The sequence below is a fragment of the Microbacterium sp. zg.Y909 genome, from assembly GCF_024626565.1.
In genome coordinates, this window is record NZ_JANJFJ010000097.1 from 1 (window position 1) to 13,925 (window position 13,925).

Below are 13,925 nucleotides of genomic sequence, written 5' to 3' on the forward strand. Positions count from 1 at the left end.
GTCGTCACGCCGGCCTTGTTGATCTCCGACACCCGAAGGAAGGCCTCGTCCTGCCGGGAGGGCGACAGGCCCGCCGACGGCTCGTCCAGCAGCAGGACGTGCGGGTCCATCATGAGGGCGCGTCCCATCGCGACCATCTGGCGCTCGCCGCCCGAGAGGGAGCCTGCCCGCTGCTGCAGACGCTTGGCGAGATCGGGGAAGATCGACGCGACGAACTCGGTGCGCTCGGCGACCGCCTTGGGCCGCTGGTAGCCGCCCATCTGCAGGTTCTCGGCGATCGTCAGGCTCGGGAAGACGTTGTTGTTCTGCGGCACGAACCCGACGCCCTTGGCGACGAGCTTGTTCGCGCGCAGGCCCGTGATGTCCTCGCCGTTGAGCGTGACCGAGCCCGAGCGCACCTTCACCTGGCCGAAGATCGCCTTCAGCATGGTCGATTTGCCCGCACCGTTGGGGCCGATGATGCCGACCAGTTCGCCCTTGGCGGCGGTCAGGTTCGCACCGTTGAGGATGTTCACTCCCGGGAGATATCCGGCGTGCACATCGATGATCTCGACGACGTTCTCGCTCACTTGCCGTCCTCCGGCTTCTTCGGTGCGGACTCGGCTGTGCCCTCCGCCTCGATCACGTGATCGAGCTCGTGCACGGTCTCGAGGAGCTCCTGCGCCTCGGCTGTCAGCTCTCCCTGGTAGCGGCCGGTGACCACTCCCAGGTCCACATCCTGGTGGGCGCCGAGATAGGCGTCGATGACGGCGGGGTCTCGCATGACGGTGTCAGGGGGACCCTCCGCCACGACCTTGCCCTCGGCCATCACCACGACCCAGTCGGCGATGTGGCGCACCATGTGCATGTCGTGCTCGACGAACACGACCGTCATGCCCAGGTCCTTGAGGTCGAGGATGTGGTCCAGCAGCGACTGCGTGAGCGCCGGGTTGACGCCGGCCATCGGCTCATCGAGCATCACCAGCACCGGTCGCTCATGAGTGCGCGCGCCATCTCGAGCAGCTTGCGCTGGCCACCGGACAGGCTCGCGGCGAAGTCGGTCTCTTTGTCGTCGAGCTTGAACCGCGCCAGCAGGCCGCGTGCCTTCTCCTCGATGGTCGCCTCCTGCTTGCGCCAGAGGAACGGCAGGATGCCGGCGAGCATGCGCTCCCCGGTCTGTCCCGGGGCGCCCAGCTTCATGTTCTCCAGCACCGTGAGCAGTCCCAGCGACTTCGTCAGCTGGAACGTGCGCACCTGACCCATCCGGGCCGTCTTGTACGCCGGGATGCCGGCCAGCGAGGTGCCGTCGAAGGACCAGTTTCCGGAGTTGGGTTTGTCGAAGCCGGTGAGCAGGTTGAACAGAGTGGTCTTGCCGGCGCCGTTGGGGCCGATGAGCGCCGTGATCGCCCCGCGGGGGATCTCCAGGTGCTCGACGTCGACGGCGGTGAGGCCGCCGAAGACCGCGGCGGACATCGTCCATGACGATGATGGGGTCGACCTTCTCGACCCCGGGACGGATCTCGCCCTTGTGCAGGCCGGTCGCCTTCGGGCGCGGCGTGGGCGGCAGTACCTCACCGGACAAAGGTCAGCTCCTTCTTGCTTCCGAGGATGCCCTGCGGGCGGAAGATGACGAGCAGCATGAGCGCCACGCCCACCAGCACGAACACCAGCATCTGGCTCTGCTCGGTGGTGAGGAACGGCAGCCAGCCGATGTTGACGAGAGCCGGGAGCAGGTTGGACAGGAACGCCCGGACCACCCAGAACAGCACGGCCCCCAGCACGGGACCGAAGATCGTGGCCGCACCGCCCAGCAGCAGCGCCGTCCACACGTAGAACGTCTGCGACGTGACGTACACGTTCGGGTTGACGTTGGTTCCCATCGCGGTGATGATGCCGCCGGCCGCGATGATGACGCCGCCGACGATGAGGGCCTGCATCTTGAACGCGAACACGTTCTTGCCCAGCGATCGCACGGCATCCTCGTCCTCACGGATGCCGCGGACCACCCGCCCCCAAGGGCTGCGCATGAGCAGCCACACGAGCGTCACCACGATCGCGATGGTGATGATGCCGACGATGATCACCCACCACTGGTCGGACTGGTAGGTCCACGGCCCGAATCCCCACCGGCCCGGCGGGAGCGGGTTGCTCGCCCGGAAGCCCGACTGGAAACCCGACAGGCCGTCTGCCGAGCCGGTCTGGCTGCGGAAGGCGGAGGTGAGAAAGAGCAGCCGCAGCACTTCGGCGGCGGCGATCGTGACGATGGCGAGGTAGTCCCCGCGCAGGCGCAGCGTGGGAAGGCCCAGGATCAGCGCGAAGATCACCGCGGCGACGAGACCGATGAGCACGGCGAGGGGCCACGGCATCCCGAACGTGCTGATCGAGATCGCGAAGCCGTATGCGCCGATGGCCATGAAGCCCGCGACGCCCATGTTGAGCAGCCCCGCGAAGCCGAAGTGCACCGAGAGCCCGATGGCGGCCAGCACATAGCCGAGCGTTGCCGGCGCGAGGATCTGCGCGGCGGTGTTGGAGAGGATCTGCAGGAAGTCCACGATGCGCTACCCGATTCTCTCTCGGCGCCCCAGGAGGCCCTGTGGGCGGAACAGCAGGATGACGATCAGCACGACGAGGGCGCCGACGTATTTGAGGTCGGAGGGGATCCAGAGCGTCGAGATCTCGACGAGAAGCCCCACGATGATGGCGCCCACCAGCGCCCCGAATGCCGTCCCCAGCCCGCCGAGGGTGACGGCGGCGAAGATCAGCAGCAGGATGCTGGTTCCCATGTCCCACCGGATGCCGGGGCGGAAGTACGCCCACAGCACGCCGGACAGGCCAGCCAGGGCGGCGGCGACCACCCACACCACGCGGACGACCGCGTCGACATCGATGCCGCTCGCTGCCGCCAGCGACGGATTGTCGGACACGGCGCGGGTCGCGCGGCCGATCCGGGTGCGCATGAGCCACCAGGCGAACACGCCGATCACGACGATCGAGACGGCCATGCTGATGACATCGGTGATCGTCAGGCGGATGGGTCCGAGGCCCGGGATGATCGACGTGGAACCGCCGGGCAGCTGCTGCGTGCCGCCGCCGGCGAACATCTGGAAGACGTAGCGCAGCGCGAGCGAGAGGCCGATCGAGACGATCATCAGCTGCACCGTGCCCAGGCCCCGTCTTCGCAACGGCCGCCAGAGTCCGGCATCCATCGTCAGGCCGAACAGGGCCGAGACGATCACCGCCAGAGGGATCGCGATCCAGATCGGCACGTCCAGCCCCACGGAGAAGAGCAGGGCGACCAGGGCGCCGAAGGTGACCATCTCGCCGTGGGCGAAGTTGGACAGGCCGGTCGTGCCGAACACCAGCGACAGGCCGATGGCGGCGAGTCCGAGCATGAGACCGAAGTTCAGTCCGTTCACCGCGCGGGAGGCCAGCTGATCCCAGAAGCCCACCGTCTGGCGCTCCGCCGCGCCGAGGGTGAAGTTGCGCGTGACGGTGCTCCCCGCGCCGAACTCCACCTCGGCCGATGATGCGAAGCCCTCGGGCACCTCGACGCTCGAGGGGAGGCTGTCCTCATCGAGCTCGACGGTGTAGGCGACGTCCTTGCTGGGCACGCCGATGCGGAAGGTGCCGTTCTCCTCCGTCTCGGCTTCGGCCTCGAAGCCGCCGCCGGTGACGATGACCGTGGCCCCTTCGATCGGCTCGCCGGCGGCGCGCACGTTGCCGGCGATGGTGAACGGCAGATCCTCGGTGTCGTCGGCGGCCGCCATGGCGGCGGGGGCGGACAGGCCGAGGAGCACGACCGCGGCGAGCAGCCCGGCGATCAACGAGGCGACGGCGCGCCACGGACGACGGTCAGTGCGCGACATCGGGTTGATCGCCACTGGCACCTCCAGAGAGTTGTCGGACGCGCCGGGTGGGCCACTGTCGGTGACTTCGGCGACACCTGAACGTATCCGCCGATTGTTGCCTGCGTGTTACCGGTATGCAACTCGCCGCACCGCGAATCTCCCAGCCGGGCTGGGGAATGCTTGGCGCCGCGGCGCGATTAGACTCATCAAGATGTGTGGAGGAACGGCATGAGCGAGCACAACGATCCCTTCGGTTTCGTCGGACTGACCTATGACGATGTGCTGCTGTTGCCGGGGCACACCGACGTCATCCCCAGCGAGGCGGATACGTCCTCGCGCGTGACGCGGCGCATCACCGTCGCCACGCCCCTGATCGCTGCGGCCATGGACACCGTGACCGAGGCGCGCATGGCGATCGCCGTCGCCCGTGAGGGGGGACTCGGCATCATCCACCGCAATCTCTCCATCGAGGATCAGGCGGCCATGGTCGACCGGGTCAAGCGCAGCGAGTCGGGCATGATCACCGACCCGATCACGACGACCCCCGATGCGTCGATCGAAGAGGTCGACGCGATGTGCGCCCAGTACCGCATCTCGGGCCTGCCGGTCATCGACGACGACGGGCGCCTGCTGGGCATCATCACCAACCGTGACATGCGCTTCGTCTCCGGCTTCGAGCGGCAGACCACCAAGGTGCGCGATGTCATGACCAGCGAGGGCCTCATCACCGGCAAGGTCGGCATCGGCGCGAACGACGTCATCGCACTCTTCGCCCACCACCGCGTCGAGAAGCTGCCGCTCATCGACGACGACGGCAGGCTCGCCGGGCTCATCACGATCAAGGACTTCGACAAGAGCGAGAAGTATCCGCTGGCCACCAAGGACGAGCACGGTCGCCTCCGCGTCGGCGCGGCGATCGGGTTCTTCGGTGACGCGTGGGAGCGCGCCGAGGCGCTGCGCGACGCGGGCGTGGACGTCGTGGTCGTCGACACCGCCAACGGCCAGTCCGCGGGCGTCATCGACATGGTGCGGCGCATCAAGGCCGACCCGACCTTCGACCACATCGACGTCATCGGCGGCAACGTCGCCACCCGCGAGGGCGCTCAGGCGCTCATCGACGCGGGCGTGGATGCCGTGAAGGTGGGCGTCGGCCCGGGATCGATCTGCACCACGCGCGTCGTCGCCGGCGTCGGCGTGCCGCAGGTGACCGCCGTGTACGAGGCGTCGCTGGCCGCCCGCGAAGCCGGCGTGCCGGTGATCGCGGACGGCGGGCTGCAGTACTCCGGTGACATCGCCAAGGCCCTCGTCGCGGGAGCCGACAGCGTGATGATCGGCTCGCTCTTCGCCGGCACCGACGAGTCGCCGGGCGAGATCGTCTTCGTCGGCGGCAAGCAGTACAAGCAGTACCGCGGCATGGGGTCGCTCGGTGCGCTGCAGACGCGCGGCAAGAAGACGTCGTACTCGAAGGATCGTTACTTCCAGGCCGACGTGCCGACCGACGACAAGCTCATCCCCGAGGGGATCGAGGGTCAGGTCGTCTACCGCGGACCGGTGTCGGCGGTGGCCTACCAGCTCGTCGGTGGCCTGCGGCAGTCGATGTTCTACGTCGGCGCCCGCACCGTGGAGGAGCTGAAGGCGCGCGGCAAGTTCGTGCGCATCACCCCCGCCGGGCTCAAGGAGTCGCACCCCCACGACGTGCAGATCGTGGTCGAGGCCCCGAACTACCGCACCTGACCCCGCGCGCGAGTGAGTATTCGCGGTCGCGAGTGAGTATTCGTGGCGCCCAGTGAGCGTTCGCGCCCTCGAGTGAGTACTCGCTCAACGGCCGTGGCAGAGGGGGCGGGTAGGCTGGAGGAGTGAGCATGGAGATCGAGATCGGCCGCGCCAAGCGGGCCCGCCGCGCGTACGCCTTCGACGACATCGCCGTGGTGCCGTCCCGACGCACCCGCAACCCCGAGGACGTCTCGACGGGCTGGGCGATCGATGCGTTCCAGTTCGACATCCCGGTGCTCGCAGCTCCCATGGACTCCGTCGTCAGCCCCCGCACCGCGATCATGCTGGGCCAGCTCGGCGGCCTCGGGGTGCTCGACCTCGAGGGCCTGTGGACGCGGTACGACGACCCCGACCCGCTCCTCGCCGAGATCGCGACGCTCCCCGACGCCGAGGCCACCCGGCGCATGCAGGAGCTGTACGCCGAGCCCATCAAGCCCGAGCTCATCCGCGACCGGCTCGCCGAGATCCGCGCCGCCGGCGTCACCGTCGCCGGCGCCCTCACCCCGCAGCGCACGCAGCAGCTGTACGAGACCGTCGTCGCCGCGGGCGTCGACCTCTTCGTCATCCGCGGCACGACCGTCTCGGCCGAGCACGTCTCGAGCGTCGACGCGCCCCTGAACCTCAAGAAGTTCATCTACGACCTCGATGTGCCCGTCATCGTCGGCGGCGCTTCCACCTACACCGCAGCCCTGCACCTCATGCGCACCGGCGCCGCCGGCGTGCTCGTCGGCTTCGGCGGGGGAGCGGCATCCACCACGCGCGCCACCCTCGGTGTGCACGCGCCCATGGCCACGGCCGTCGCCGACGTCGCCGGCGCACGCCGCGACTACCTCGACGAGTCGGGCGGCCGCTACGTGCACGTCATCGCCGACGGTGGCGTGGGCACCTCCGGAGACATCGTGAAGGCGCTGGCGATGGGGGCGGATGCTGTCATGCTCGGCGTGGCCCTCGCACGCGCGACCGACGCGCCCGGCCGCGGATACCACTGGGGCCCCGAAGCGCACCACTCCCGCCTGCCGCGCGGCAGCCGCATCCGCGTCGATCAGAAGGTCGACCTCGAGTCCGTGCTCTACGGGCCGGCTCCCGTCGCCGACGGCACTGCGAACCTCATCGGCGCGCTGAAGAAGTCCATGGCGACCACCGGCTACTCGGATCTCAAGGAGTTCCAGCGCGTCGAGGTCGTCGTCGCGCCGTATCGATCCAGATGAGCGTGAGCAACCCGTCGACGGGCCCGGCGACGACGTCGGCCCCTGACCCGGTGACCCGGCCAGGCGACGCCACACCCGGCGCCGCCGCGCTGCCGCAGTTCCCGCCGACCCTGCGTGAGGTCATGCTGCGGCCCTGGTGGCTGGGCATGCTCGTCGTCGCGCTCGCCGTCGCCGGCATCTTCGCCTGGCTCGGCCAATGGCAGCTGGGAAACGCGATCGACACCGATCCGCCGCCCCCCGGAATGACCGAGCAGCTGCGGCCGCTGGCCGAGGTCGCCGGCCCCGGCGAGTACCTGCCCGAGCCGCTCGTGGGCCAGCGGGTCGAGGCCTCGGGACACTGGATGCCGGGGGATTTCGTCCCCGTCGCATCCCGCTTCAACGACGGCGTCGAGGGCTACTGGGTCACCGGGCAGCTGCGGCTGGACGAGGCCACGACCGGCACCGGCGAGCCGACGTCGCTGGCCGTCGCCGTCGGCTGGGCGCCCACCGAAGCCGACGCGCAGGCCGCGATCGAAACCCTCGAGGCTCAGGCCGAAGCCGACCCGGATGCCGCCGTGCAGCTCACCGGACGTCTGATCTCCGACGAGGGGCCGGGAGTCCCGCCGCGGGGCGCCGACCCGCAGACGATGACCCGGATGTCGCCCGCGGCCATGCTGGCCCACTGGCACGACGTCGAGGGACTCGACGTGTACCGCGCCTACCTCACCGCGGCCGAGCCGCTCGGCGGACTCGAAGCGATCGCGTCACCCGCCCCCGCGGAAGGCTCGAACGTCAACTGGCTGAACATCTTCTATGCGGCCGAGTGGGTCATCTTCGCGGGCTTCGCGTTCTACATGTGGTACCGCCTGGCGCGCGACGCATGGGAGAAGGAAGTCGAAGAGCTCGAGGAGCAGCAGGCCGCGGTATCCGCCCCCTGACCGCCGCGTGCCGGCCCCGCGAGGCCCCGGGCGGCGCGTCGGCCGACGTGGGCGCGACGGTAGGATGGAAGCCATGCCGGCCCCCAAACTCGCGTCCTTCCCAGCGATCCGCTCGGCGCTGAAGTTCTACCAGATCGCGTCGGTGATCACCGGTGTCGGACTGCTCCTGCTGCTGGCCGAGATGATCCTCAAGTACTCGCCGCTGCACGTCGAGCTGTTCGCCGGCGGATCCGGCGGCCTGCTGTGGTTCGCCACCGTCATCGTCGGCCCCGACTGCCAGTGGTTCTCGCTCTTCATCCCGGGCAGCGACCAGTGCGAGATGATCTCCACCGGCGACGGACTCAACCTGTCGCTGGGCATCCTCGTCGTGCACGGCTGGTTCTACGTCGTGTACCTCTTCGCCTGCTTCCGCGTGTGGAGCCTCATGCGCTGGAACTTCAGGCGCTTCCTCGTCCTCGCCCTCGGCGGTGTCGTGCCGCTGCTGTCGTTCTTCATGGAGACCCGCGTCGCCCGGGAGGTCAAGACCTACCTCGCCGAGCGGGAAGCCTCTGAAGCCGCGGCATCCGCTCCCATCCCCGCCACGGAAGGCAACCGTTGACCGCTCAGACCGAAACCTCGCAGCGTCCCGTGCTGGTCGTCGACTTCGGCGCCCAGTACTCCCAGCTCATCGCCCGGCGCGTTCGCGAGGCGGGCGTCTACAGCGAGATCGTGCCGCACACCGCGACGGCTGCCGAGATCGCAGCCAAGCACCCCGTCGGTCTGATCCTTTCGGGCGGACCCGCGTCGGTCTACGAGCCCGGCGCCCCGAGCCTCGACCCGGAGGTGTTCGACCTCGGAGTCCCGACCCTGGGCATCTGCTACGGCTTCCAGGTGATGGCGCAGGCCCTCGGCGGCGAGGTTGCCAACACCGGGCTGCGCGAGTACGGCGCGACGGATGCCACGCTCAACGGTGACGGCGGCGTGCTGCTGTCCGGCCAGCCCGCGGCGCAGAACGTCTGGATGAGCCACGGCGACCAGGTCGCCGCCGCCCCGGAGGGCTTCGAGGTGCTCGCGTCGACGGAAGCCACCCCGGTGGCCGCCTTCGGCAGCGACGAGCGGCGGATGTACGGCGTGCAGTGGCATCCCGAGGTCAAGCACAGCGACCACGGTCAGAACGTGCTGGAGAACTTCCTGCACAAGGCCGCGGGGCTCCCCGCCGACTGGAACAGCGGCAACGTCATCGCCGAGCAGGTTGCGAAGATCCGCGAGCAGATCGGCACCGGCCGGGTCATCTGCGGACTCTCCGGCGGCGTGGACTCCGCCGTGGCCGCCGCCCTCGTGCACAAGGCCGTCGGCGACCAGCTCGTCTGCATCTTCGTCGACCACGGACTGCTGCGTAAGGGTGAGCGCGAGCAGGTCGAGCAGGACTACGTCGCCTCGACCGGCGTGCGCCTGGTCACCGTGGATGCGCGCGAGCGGTTCCTCACGGCGCTCGCGGGCGTCAGCGACCCGGAGCAGAAGCGCAAGATCATCGGGCGGGAGTTCATCCGCACGTTCGAGCAGGCCGAGGCGGCGCTCGTCGCCGAAGCCGCTGCCGACGGCGAGCCCATCCGCTTCCTCGTGCAGGGGACGCTGTACCCCGACGTCGTGGAGTCCGGCGGCGGCGCCGGCACCGCGAACATCAAGAGCCACCACAACGTGGGCGGGCTTCCCGAGGACCTGCAGTTCGAGCTCGTCGAGCCGCTGCGCACCCTCTTCAAGGACGAGGTGCGCGCGATCGGCCGCGAGCTCGGCCTGCCCGAGGTCATCGTCGGTCGCCAGCCGTTTCCGGGCCCCGGCCTCGGCATCCGCATCGTCGGTGAGGTCACCGCTGACCGCCTCGAGATTCTGCGTGACGCCGACGCCATCGCCCGCGAGGAGCTGACCAAGGCGGGCCTCGACGACGAGATCTGGCAGTGCCCCGTGGTGCTCTTGGCCGACGTCCGCTCGGTGGGCGTGCAGGGGGACGGCCGCACCTACGGCCACCCGATCGTGCTGCGCCCGGTCTCCAGCGAGGACGCCATGACGGCCGACTGGACGCGCCTTCCCTACGACGTGCTGTCGAAGATCTCCAATCGCATCACCAACGAGGTGCGCGAGGTCAACCGGGTGGTGCTCGATGTGACGAGCAAGCCCCCGGGGACCATCGAGTGGGAGTGAGCGCATGACGGATGCCGCGGCCTGAGGGTCGCGGCATCCGGCGTTTCCGGCGGGCGCGGCGTCGCGGTTCGGGGGAGACCCAGCGGGCGTGGGGGAGGATGGACGGATGAGTGAATCCGCGCTGCCCGACGCCGACTACCTCGTCCTCGCGAGCAGGCTGATTCCCGACCGCGACGGCGGCTTCACCATCTCGGTGCTGCGCCGTGCCGGCGACATGGCCGCCGCCGGTGCACGCGTGCGCCTGCTGACGGTGGATCCCGGCGAGCAGGAAGAGCACGACCGCGACCGCGCCGAATGGGTGCGACGGGGGCTGCTCGGCGCCCCCGAAGACCTGCGGAACCTCTTCGACGACGCCCGGGCGGATGCCGCCTGGCTGCGCGCCGCGGCGCTGCCGCTTCCCTCGCCGGCGTCTGCACCCGGCGCCGACGTCGGCAGCCGCGCCATCCGCGACGCCGCGGGCCGCACGGTGCTCGAGCTCCCGGTGATCGCCGGCGACCCCGCGTGGCACCTGAGCGAGGCCCCGGTCGTGGTGTGGTCGGCGGGCGGCGCCGAGCCGATCGGCTGGCTGCCCGGGTTCGGCGGGCTTTACCGGGCGTGGCTGAACGCCCTCGCGGCCGAGACCCGGCGCGACACGGTCGTGATCTGCGAGGCGCGGCAGGTGGGCGAGGTGCTGGTGGCCGACGCGCCGCCGCAGCTGGATCCCGGCATCCGATTGGTGCACACCACGCACGCCTGCCACGTGCAGGCGCCGTACACGTGGGATGCCCCGATGGATGCCGCATGGACGCGCTGGTTCGACGTCGCCGACCGGTTCGACGGCGTGCTGTGGCTGACGGCGAGCCAGCGGGCCGATGTGGAACGGCGGGTGAGCGGCATCCGCTCGTTCGTCGTGCCGCACCCGGCGCCGGCGGGGCTTGCGAACGACCCGGTGCCCGGCCGCATCGTGATGCTGAACACCCTCAGCGCCCGCAAGCGCGTGGATGACGCGATCCGCGCCCTGGCGACGGTGCGGGCCTCGGTGCCGCACGCCGAGCTGCACGTGTACGGCGACGGGCCGGAGCGCGCCACCCTCGTCGCCATGGCGGACTCGCTCGGTCTCGGCGATGCGGTGTTCTTCCACGGTCACACGGCGGACCCTGAGGTCGCATGGGCGACGGCGGACCTGTTCGTGCTCACCAGCACGAACGAGGGGCAGCCGCTGGTGGTCCTGGAGGCCCTCGGTCACGGTGTGCCGGTCGTGGCGTACGACATCCCCTACGGTCCTCGCGACACCCTCGCCCGCGGCGGCGGAATGCTCGTGCCCGACGGCGGCGTCGATGCCCTCGCCGGTGCGCTGACGGCGCTGCTGACCGGCCCCGGGGTGAGGGCGTGGCTGGCGGATGCCGCCCGCGCCGCGGCCGCAGGGATGGATGCCGCCGCCTCGATGCGCGCCCTCGCCGCCGCCGTGCGCGCAGCCCTCGACGCCCCCGCCCCCCGCCCCGGCCGCTGACCCGCGCCCCGCGCCGCCGCCCTCCGATCGCTGAGACGAATGCGGGCGGACGAGACCGTGGGGTTTCCCCATGTCCTCGGCCGTCAGTTGTCGTCTCACGGTGCGGGATGCCGGCGACGCAACGAGAAAGGGCCGCCCCGAGGGGCGGCCCTTTCGACGAACGACGCGGGTGTTACTCGCTGCCGCGCAGGATCGCGAGGATCCGCAGGATCTCGACGTACAGCCACACGACGGTGACCATGATGCCGAAGGCAGCCATCCAGGCGAACTTGCGGGGTGCGCCGTTGCGCACGCCCTGCTGCACCTGGTCGAAGTCGAGCACCAGCGAGTAGGCGGCCATGATGACCACGAACACACCGATGAGAACGCCCCACGGAATGCCGAAGAGGAAGCTCGGCTCGCTGCGCATGCCGAACATCGCGGTCTCGGGCATGATGCCCGTGAGCATCAGCACGACGTTCAGCAGCGAGAAGACCAGGTAGCCGATCATCGCGATCATGAAGATCTTGGTGGCCTTCTTCGACGCGCGCACCTTGCCGCTGGCGAAGAGGGCGAGGGTCACACCCACGACCGCGAGGGTCGCGAGGGTCGCCTGCATCACGATGCCGGGGAAGATCAACTCGAAGTACGCCGAGATGCCACCGACGAACAGGCCCTCGAAGGCCGCGTAGGCGAAGATGAGGCCGGGGCGGATCTTCTTGCGCGACGAGAAGATGACGACCATCGCGAGGACGAAGCCACCGAGGGCGCCGATGATCCACGGCATCATGGTGGGGCCGGCGTCCGGCAGCGGCGACAGGGTCCACACCCAGCCGACGACGGCGGTGGCCAGCAGGATCGCGAAGAGGCCCACGGTCTTGACGACGGTGTCCTCGACGGTCATGCGGTCGGTCTCGACCGCGCCGGCCGACGGAGCGGCGTACATGCCCTCCATCTGTGCCTGGGCGGCGACGTCGACGCCCTGGTGCTGAGCGGCGGCGTACTGGGTCTGCGCGCCGGAAGCGGCCGGCGGCGTCAAGCCGGGTCGCTGCTCCTGGAACGCCGGGTTGGCGAATGCGGGGTTGTTGAGGGCCACGTGCTCTCTCACACTCCAAAGTCGGGTTTGCGACACAGCGCCGTGCTGTGTGCACTCCACAGTAACGGACACGTATGACGCGAGTACGGAATATCGCTGTGAGCGAGCTTTGAAGGCATGATGGCCCCGCCCGGTGCGGGTCCGCGCCCGGCCTCCAGCGGCCCCCCGCGCGTAGCCTGGAGGGATGCCGCGCCCCCGTCCCCTCGTCATCGGCCACCGCGGTGCGCCCGGCTATCGACCCGAGCACAGCCGGTCGTCGTACGACCTCGCGCTGGCCACAGGCGCCGACGCCGTTGAGCCCGATGTCGTCGTCAGCCGCGACGGGGTGCTCATGGTGCGGCACGAGAACGAGATCTCGGGCACGACCGATGTCGCCGATCGTCTCGAGTACGCCGATCGCCGCACCACGAAGACCATCGACGGCGAGCAGCTGACCGGCTGGTTCACCGAGGATTTCACGGCGGACGAGCTTTGCGGCCTGCACTGCCGCGAACGGCTGCCGAAGCTGCGTCCTGCCAGTGCCGCCCTCGACGACCGGGAGCCGGTGCTGCGGCTGCGTGACGTGCTGGACCTCGTGCGGGACGCGGCCCGCGTGCAGGGGCGGCCGATCGGCGTCGTCGTGGAGATCAAGCACGCGACGTACTTCGCAGGCCTGGGCTGGGATGTGGCCGAGCTGGTCGAGGCGGAGCTGCGCGCGGCGAGCTGGGATGAGGGGGAGCTGCCGCTCGTCGTCGAGTCGTTCGAGTCGACGGTGCTCGCCCGGCTACGCCGAAGCGGCATCCCGGCGGACCTCATCTATCTGCTCGAAGCGGCGGGCAAGCCCTTCGACCTCGTCGCCGGGCTCGGCGCCGACGCTCCCGACTACGCCGACACCGTCACCCCGGCGGGGCTCGATGCCCTGGTAGGACGGGTCGAGGGGATCAGTGTCGACAAGCGCATGATCCTCGCCCCCGACGCGCTCGGCCGCCCCACGGGGCCGGCGCCGTTCGTCGCCGACGCGCACGCGCGGGGCCTGCGCGTCTTCACCTGGACCGCCCGCCCCGAGAACGCCTTCCTGCTGGCGCGCTTCCGCAGGCACGGCGGCAAGGCCGCGTTCGGCGACTACGAAGGGGAGTGGCAGGTGCTGGCGGATGCGGAGGTCGACGGCGTCTTCGTCGACCACACCGACCTCGGGGTGGCGTTCTTCCACGGCGCCTGAGATCTCGGTCACCGCCGGTCGGCGGCGAGATCGCGACGCTCCGCTAGGGTGACGCTCGTGACCACACCCGGAATAGTGGCGCGCGGCGTCCGACGGTCGTTCGGAGACGTCCACGCCGTGCGCGACGTGACGCTGGAAGCCCGCGAAGGGGCGGTGACGGGCCTGGTCGGCCCCAACGGCTCCGGCAAGACCACCCTCATGCTCATGCTGGCCTCGCTCCTGGCCCCCGACGCCGGCGAGGTGCGGATCGGGGGCGTCGA

The 13,925-nt window shown here is 70.0% G+C and carries 12 protein-coding genes and 1 pseudogene; 8 read left to right on the plus strand and 5 right to left on the minus strand.

Annotation, left to right across the window (positions count from 1 at the left end):
• The 4 genes and pseudogenes from NQ160_RS09200 to NQ160_RS09215 form a co-directional block, all read right to left on the minus strand.
• Nucleotides 1-569, minus strand: a 569-nt coding sequence (locus NQ160_RS09200; protein ID WP_257514919.1) for an ABC transporter ATP-binding protein, incomplete at its 3' end; no start/stop codon positions are given.
• A pseudogene (locus NQ160_RS09205) lies at nucleotides 566-1,561 on the minus strand (ABC transporter ATP-binding protein). The pseudogene NQ160_RS09205 and the gene NQ160_RS09200, both read right to left, overlap by 4 nt.
• Nucleotides 1,551-2,531: a branched-chain amino acid ABC transporter permease gene (locus tag NQ160_RS09210; RefSeq protein ID WP_257514920.1), complete on the minus strand. Its 981-nt coding sequence runs from the start codon at nucleotides 2,529-2,531 to the stop codon at nucleotides 1,551-1,553. The pseudogene NQ160_RS09205 and the gene NQ160_RS09210 overlap by 11 nt, the downstream one beginning before the upstream one ends.
• Before the next feature lie 6 nt (nucleotides 2,532-2,537).
• Complete coding sequence (locus tag NQ160_RS09215) at nucleotides 2,538-3,845, minus strand: branched-chain amino acid ABC transporter permease (protein WP_257514921.1); 1,308 nt, start codon at nucleotides 3,843-3,845, stop codon at nucleotides 2,538-2,540.
• Between the two features lie 210 nt (nucleotides 3,846-4,055).
• On the opposite strand from NQ160_RS09215, the gene guaB reads away from it, so the two are divergent.
• From guaB to NQ160_RS09245, 6 genes are all read left to right on the plus strand, one after another.
• A complete protein-coding gene (gene guaB, locus NQ160_RS09220; RefSeq protein ID WP_257514922.1) occupies nucleotides 4,056-5,561 on the plus strand; it encodes an IMP dehydrogenase in 1,506 nt (501 codons plus the stop codon).
• A gap of 128 nt (nucleotides 5,562-5,689) precedes the next feature.
• Nucleotides 5,690-6,808: a GuaB3 family IMP dehydrogenase-related protein gene (locus NQ160_RS09225; protein WP_257514928.1), complete on the plus strand. Its 1,119-nt coding sequence runs from the start codon at nucleotides 5,690-5,692 to the stop codon at nucleotides 6,806-6,808.
• A 122-nt stretch (nucleotides 6,809-6,930) separates the two neighbouring features.
• Nucleotides 6,931-7,725, plus strand: coding sequence for an SURF1 family protein (locus tag NQ160_RS09230; RefSeq protein ID WP_257514929.1), 795 nt, complete (start codon nucleotides 6,931-6,933; stop codon nucleotides 7,723-7,725).
• Between the two features lie 73 nt (nucleotides 7,726-7,798).
• Nucleotides 7,799-8,323 (plus strand): DUF3817 domain-containing protein, encoded by a 525-nt coding sequence (locus tag NQ160_RS09235; protein WP_257514923.1) that lies wholly within the window; start codon nucleotides 7,799-7,801, stop codon nucleotides 8,321-8,323.
• Complete coding sequence (gene guaA, locus NQ160_RS09240; protein ID WP_257514924.1) at nucleotides 8,320-9,903, plus strand: glutamine-hydrolyzing GMP synthase; 1,584 nt, start codon at nucleotides 8,320-8,322, stop codon at nucleotides 9,901-9,903. Before NQ160_RS09235 ends, guaA begins: the two co-directional genes overlap by 4 nt.
• A 106-nt stretch (nucleotides 9,904-10,009) precedes the next feature.
• The gene (locus NQ160_RS09245) at nucleotides 10,010-11,392 is read left to right on the plus strand and encodes a glycosyltransferase (RefSeq protein ID WP_257514925.1); all 1,383 of its coding nucleotides are present in this window, start codon (nucleotides 10,010-10,012) and stop codon (nucleotides 11,390-11,392) included.
• A gap of 172 nt (nucleotides 11,393-11,564) precedes the next feature.
• Here NQ160_RS09245 and NQ160_RS09250 read toward each other — a convergent pair whose 3' ends face one another.
• Entirely contained in the window at nucleotides 11,565-12,467 is a 903-nt protein-coding gene (locus NQ160_RS09250; protein ID WP_257514930.1) for a Bax inhibitor-1/YccA family protein, read from the minus strand.
• A 184-nt stretch (nucleotides 12,468-12,651) separates the two neighbouring features.
• Between NQ160_RS09250 and NQ160_RS09255 the strand changes: the two genes are divergently transcribed.
• Nucleotides 12,652-13,665 carry a glycerophosphodiester phosphodiesterase family protein gene (locus tag NQ160_RS09255; protein WP_257514926.1) on the plus strand — a complete coding sequence of 338 codons (1,014 nt, stop codon included), beginning with the start codon at nucleotides 12,652-12,654 and terminating at the stop codon, nucleotides 13,663-13,665.
• A gap of 57 nt (nucleotides 13,666-13,722) precedes the next feature.
• The coding region (locus NQ160_RS09260) for an ATP-binding cassette domain-containing protein (protein ID WP_257514927.1) at nucleotides 13,723-13,925 on the plus strand (203 nt) is incomplete at its 3' end.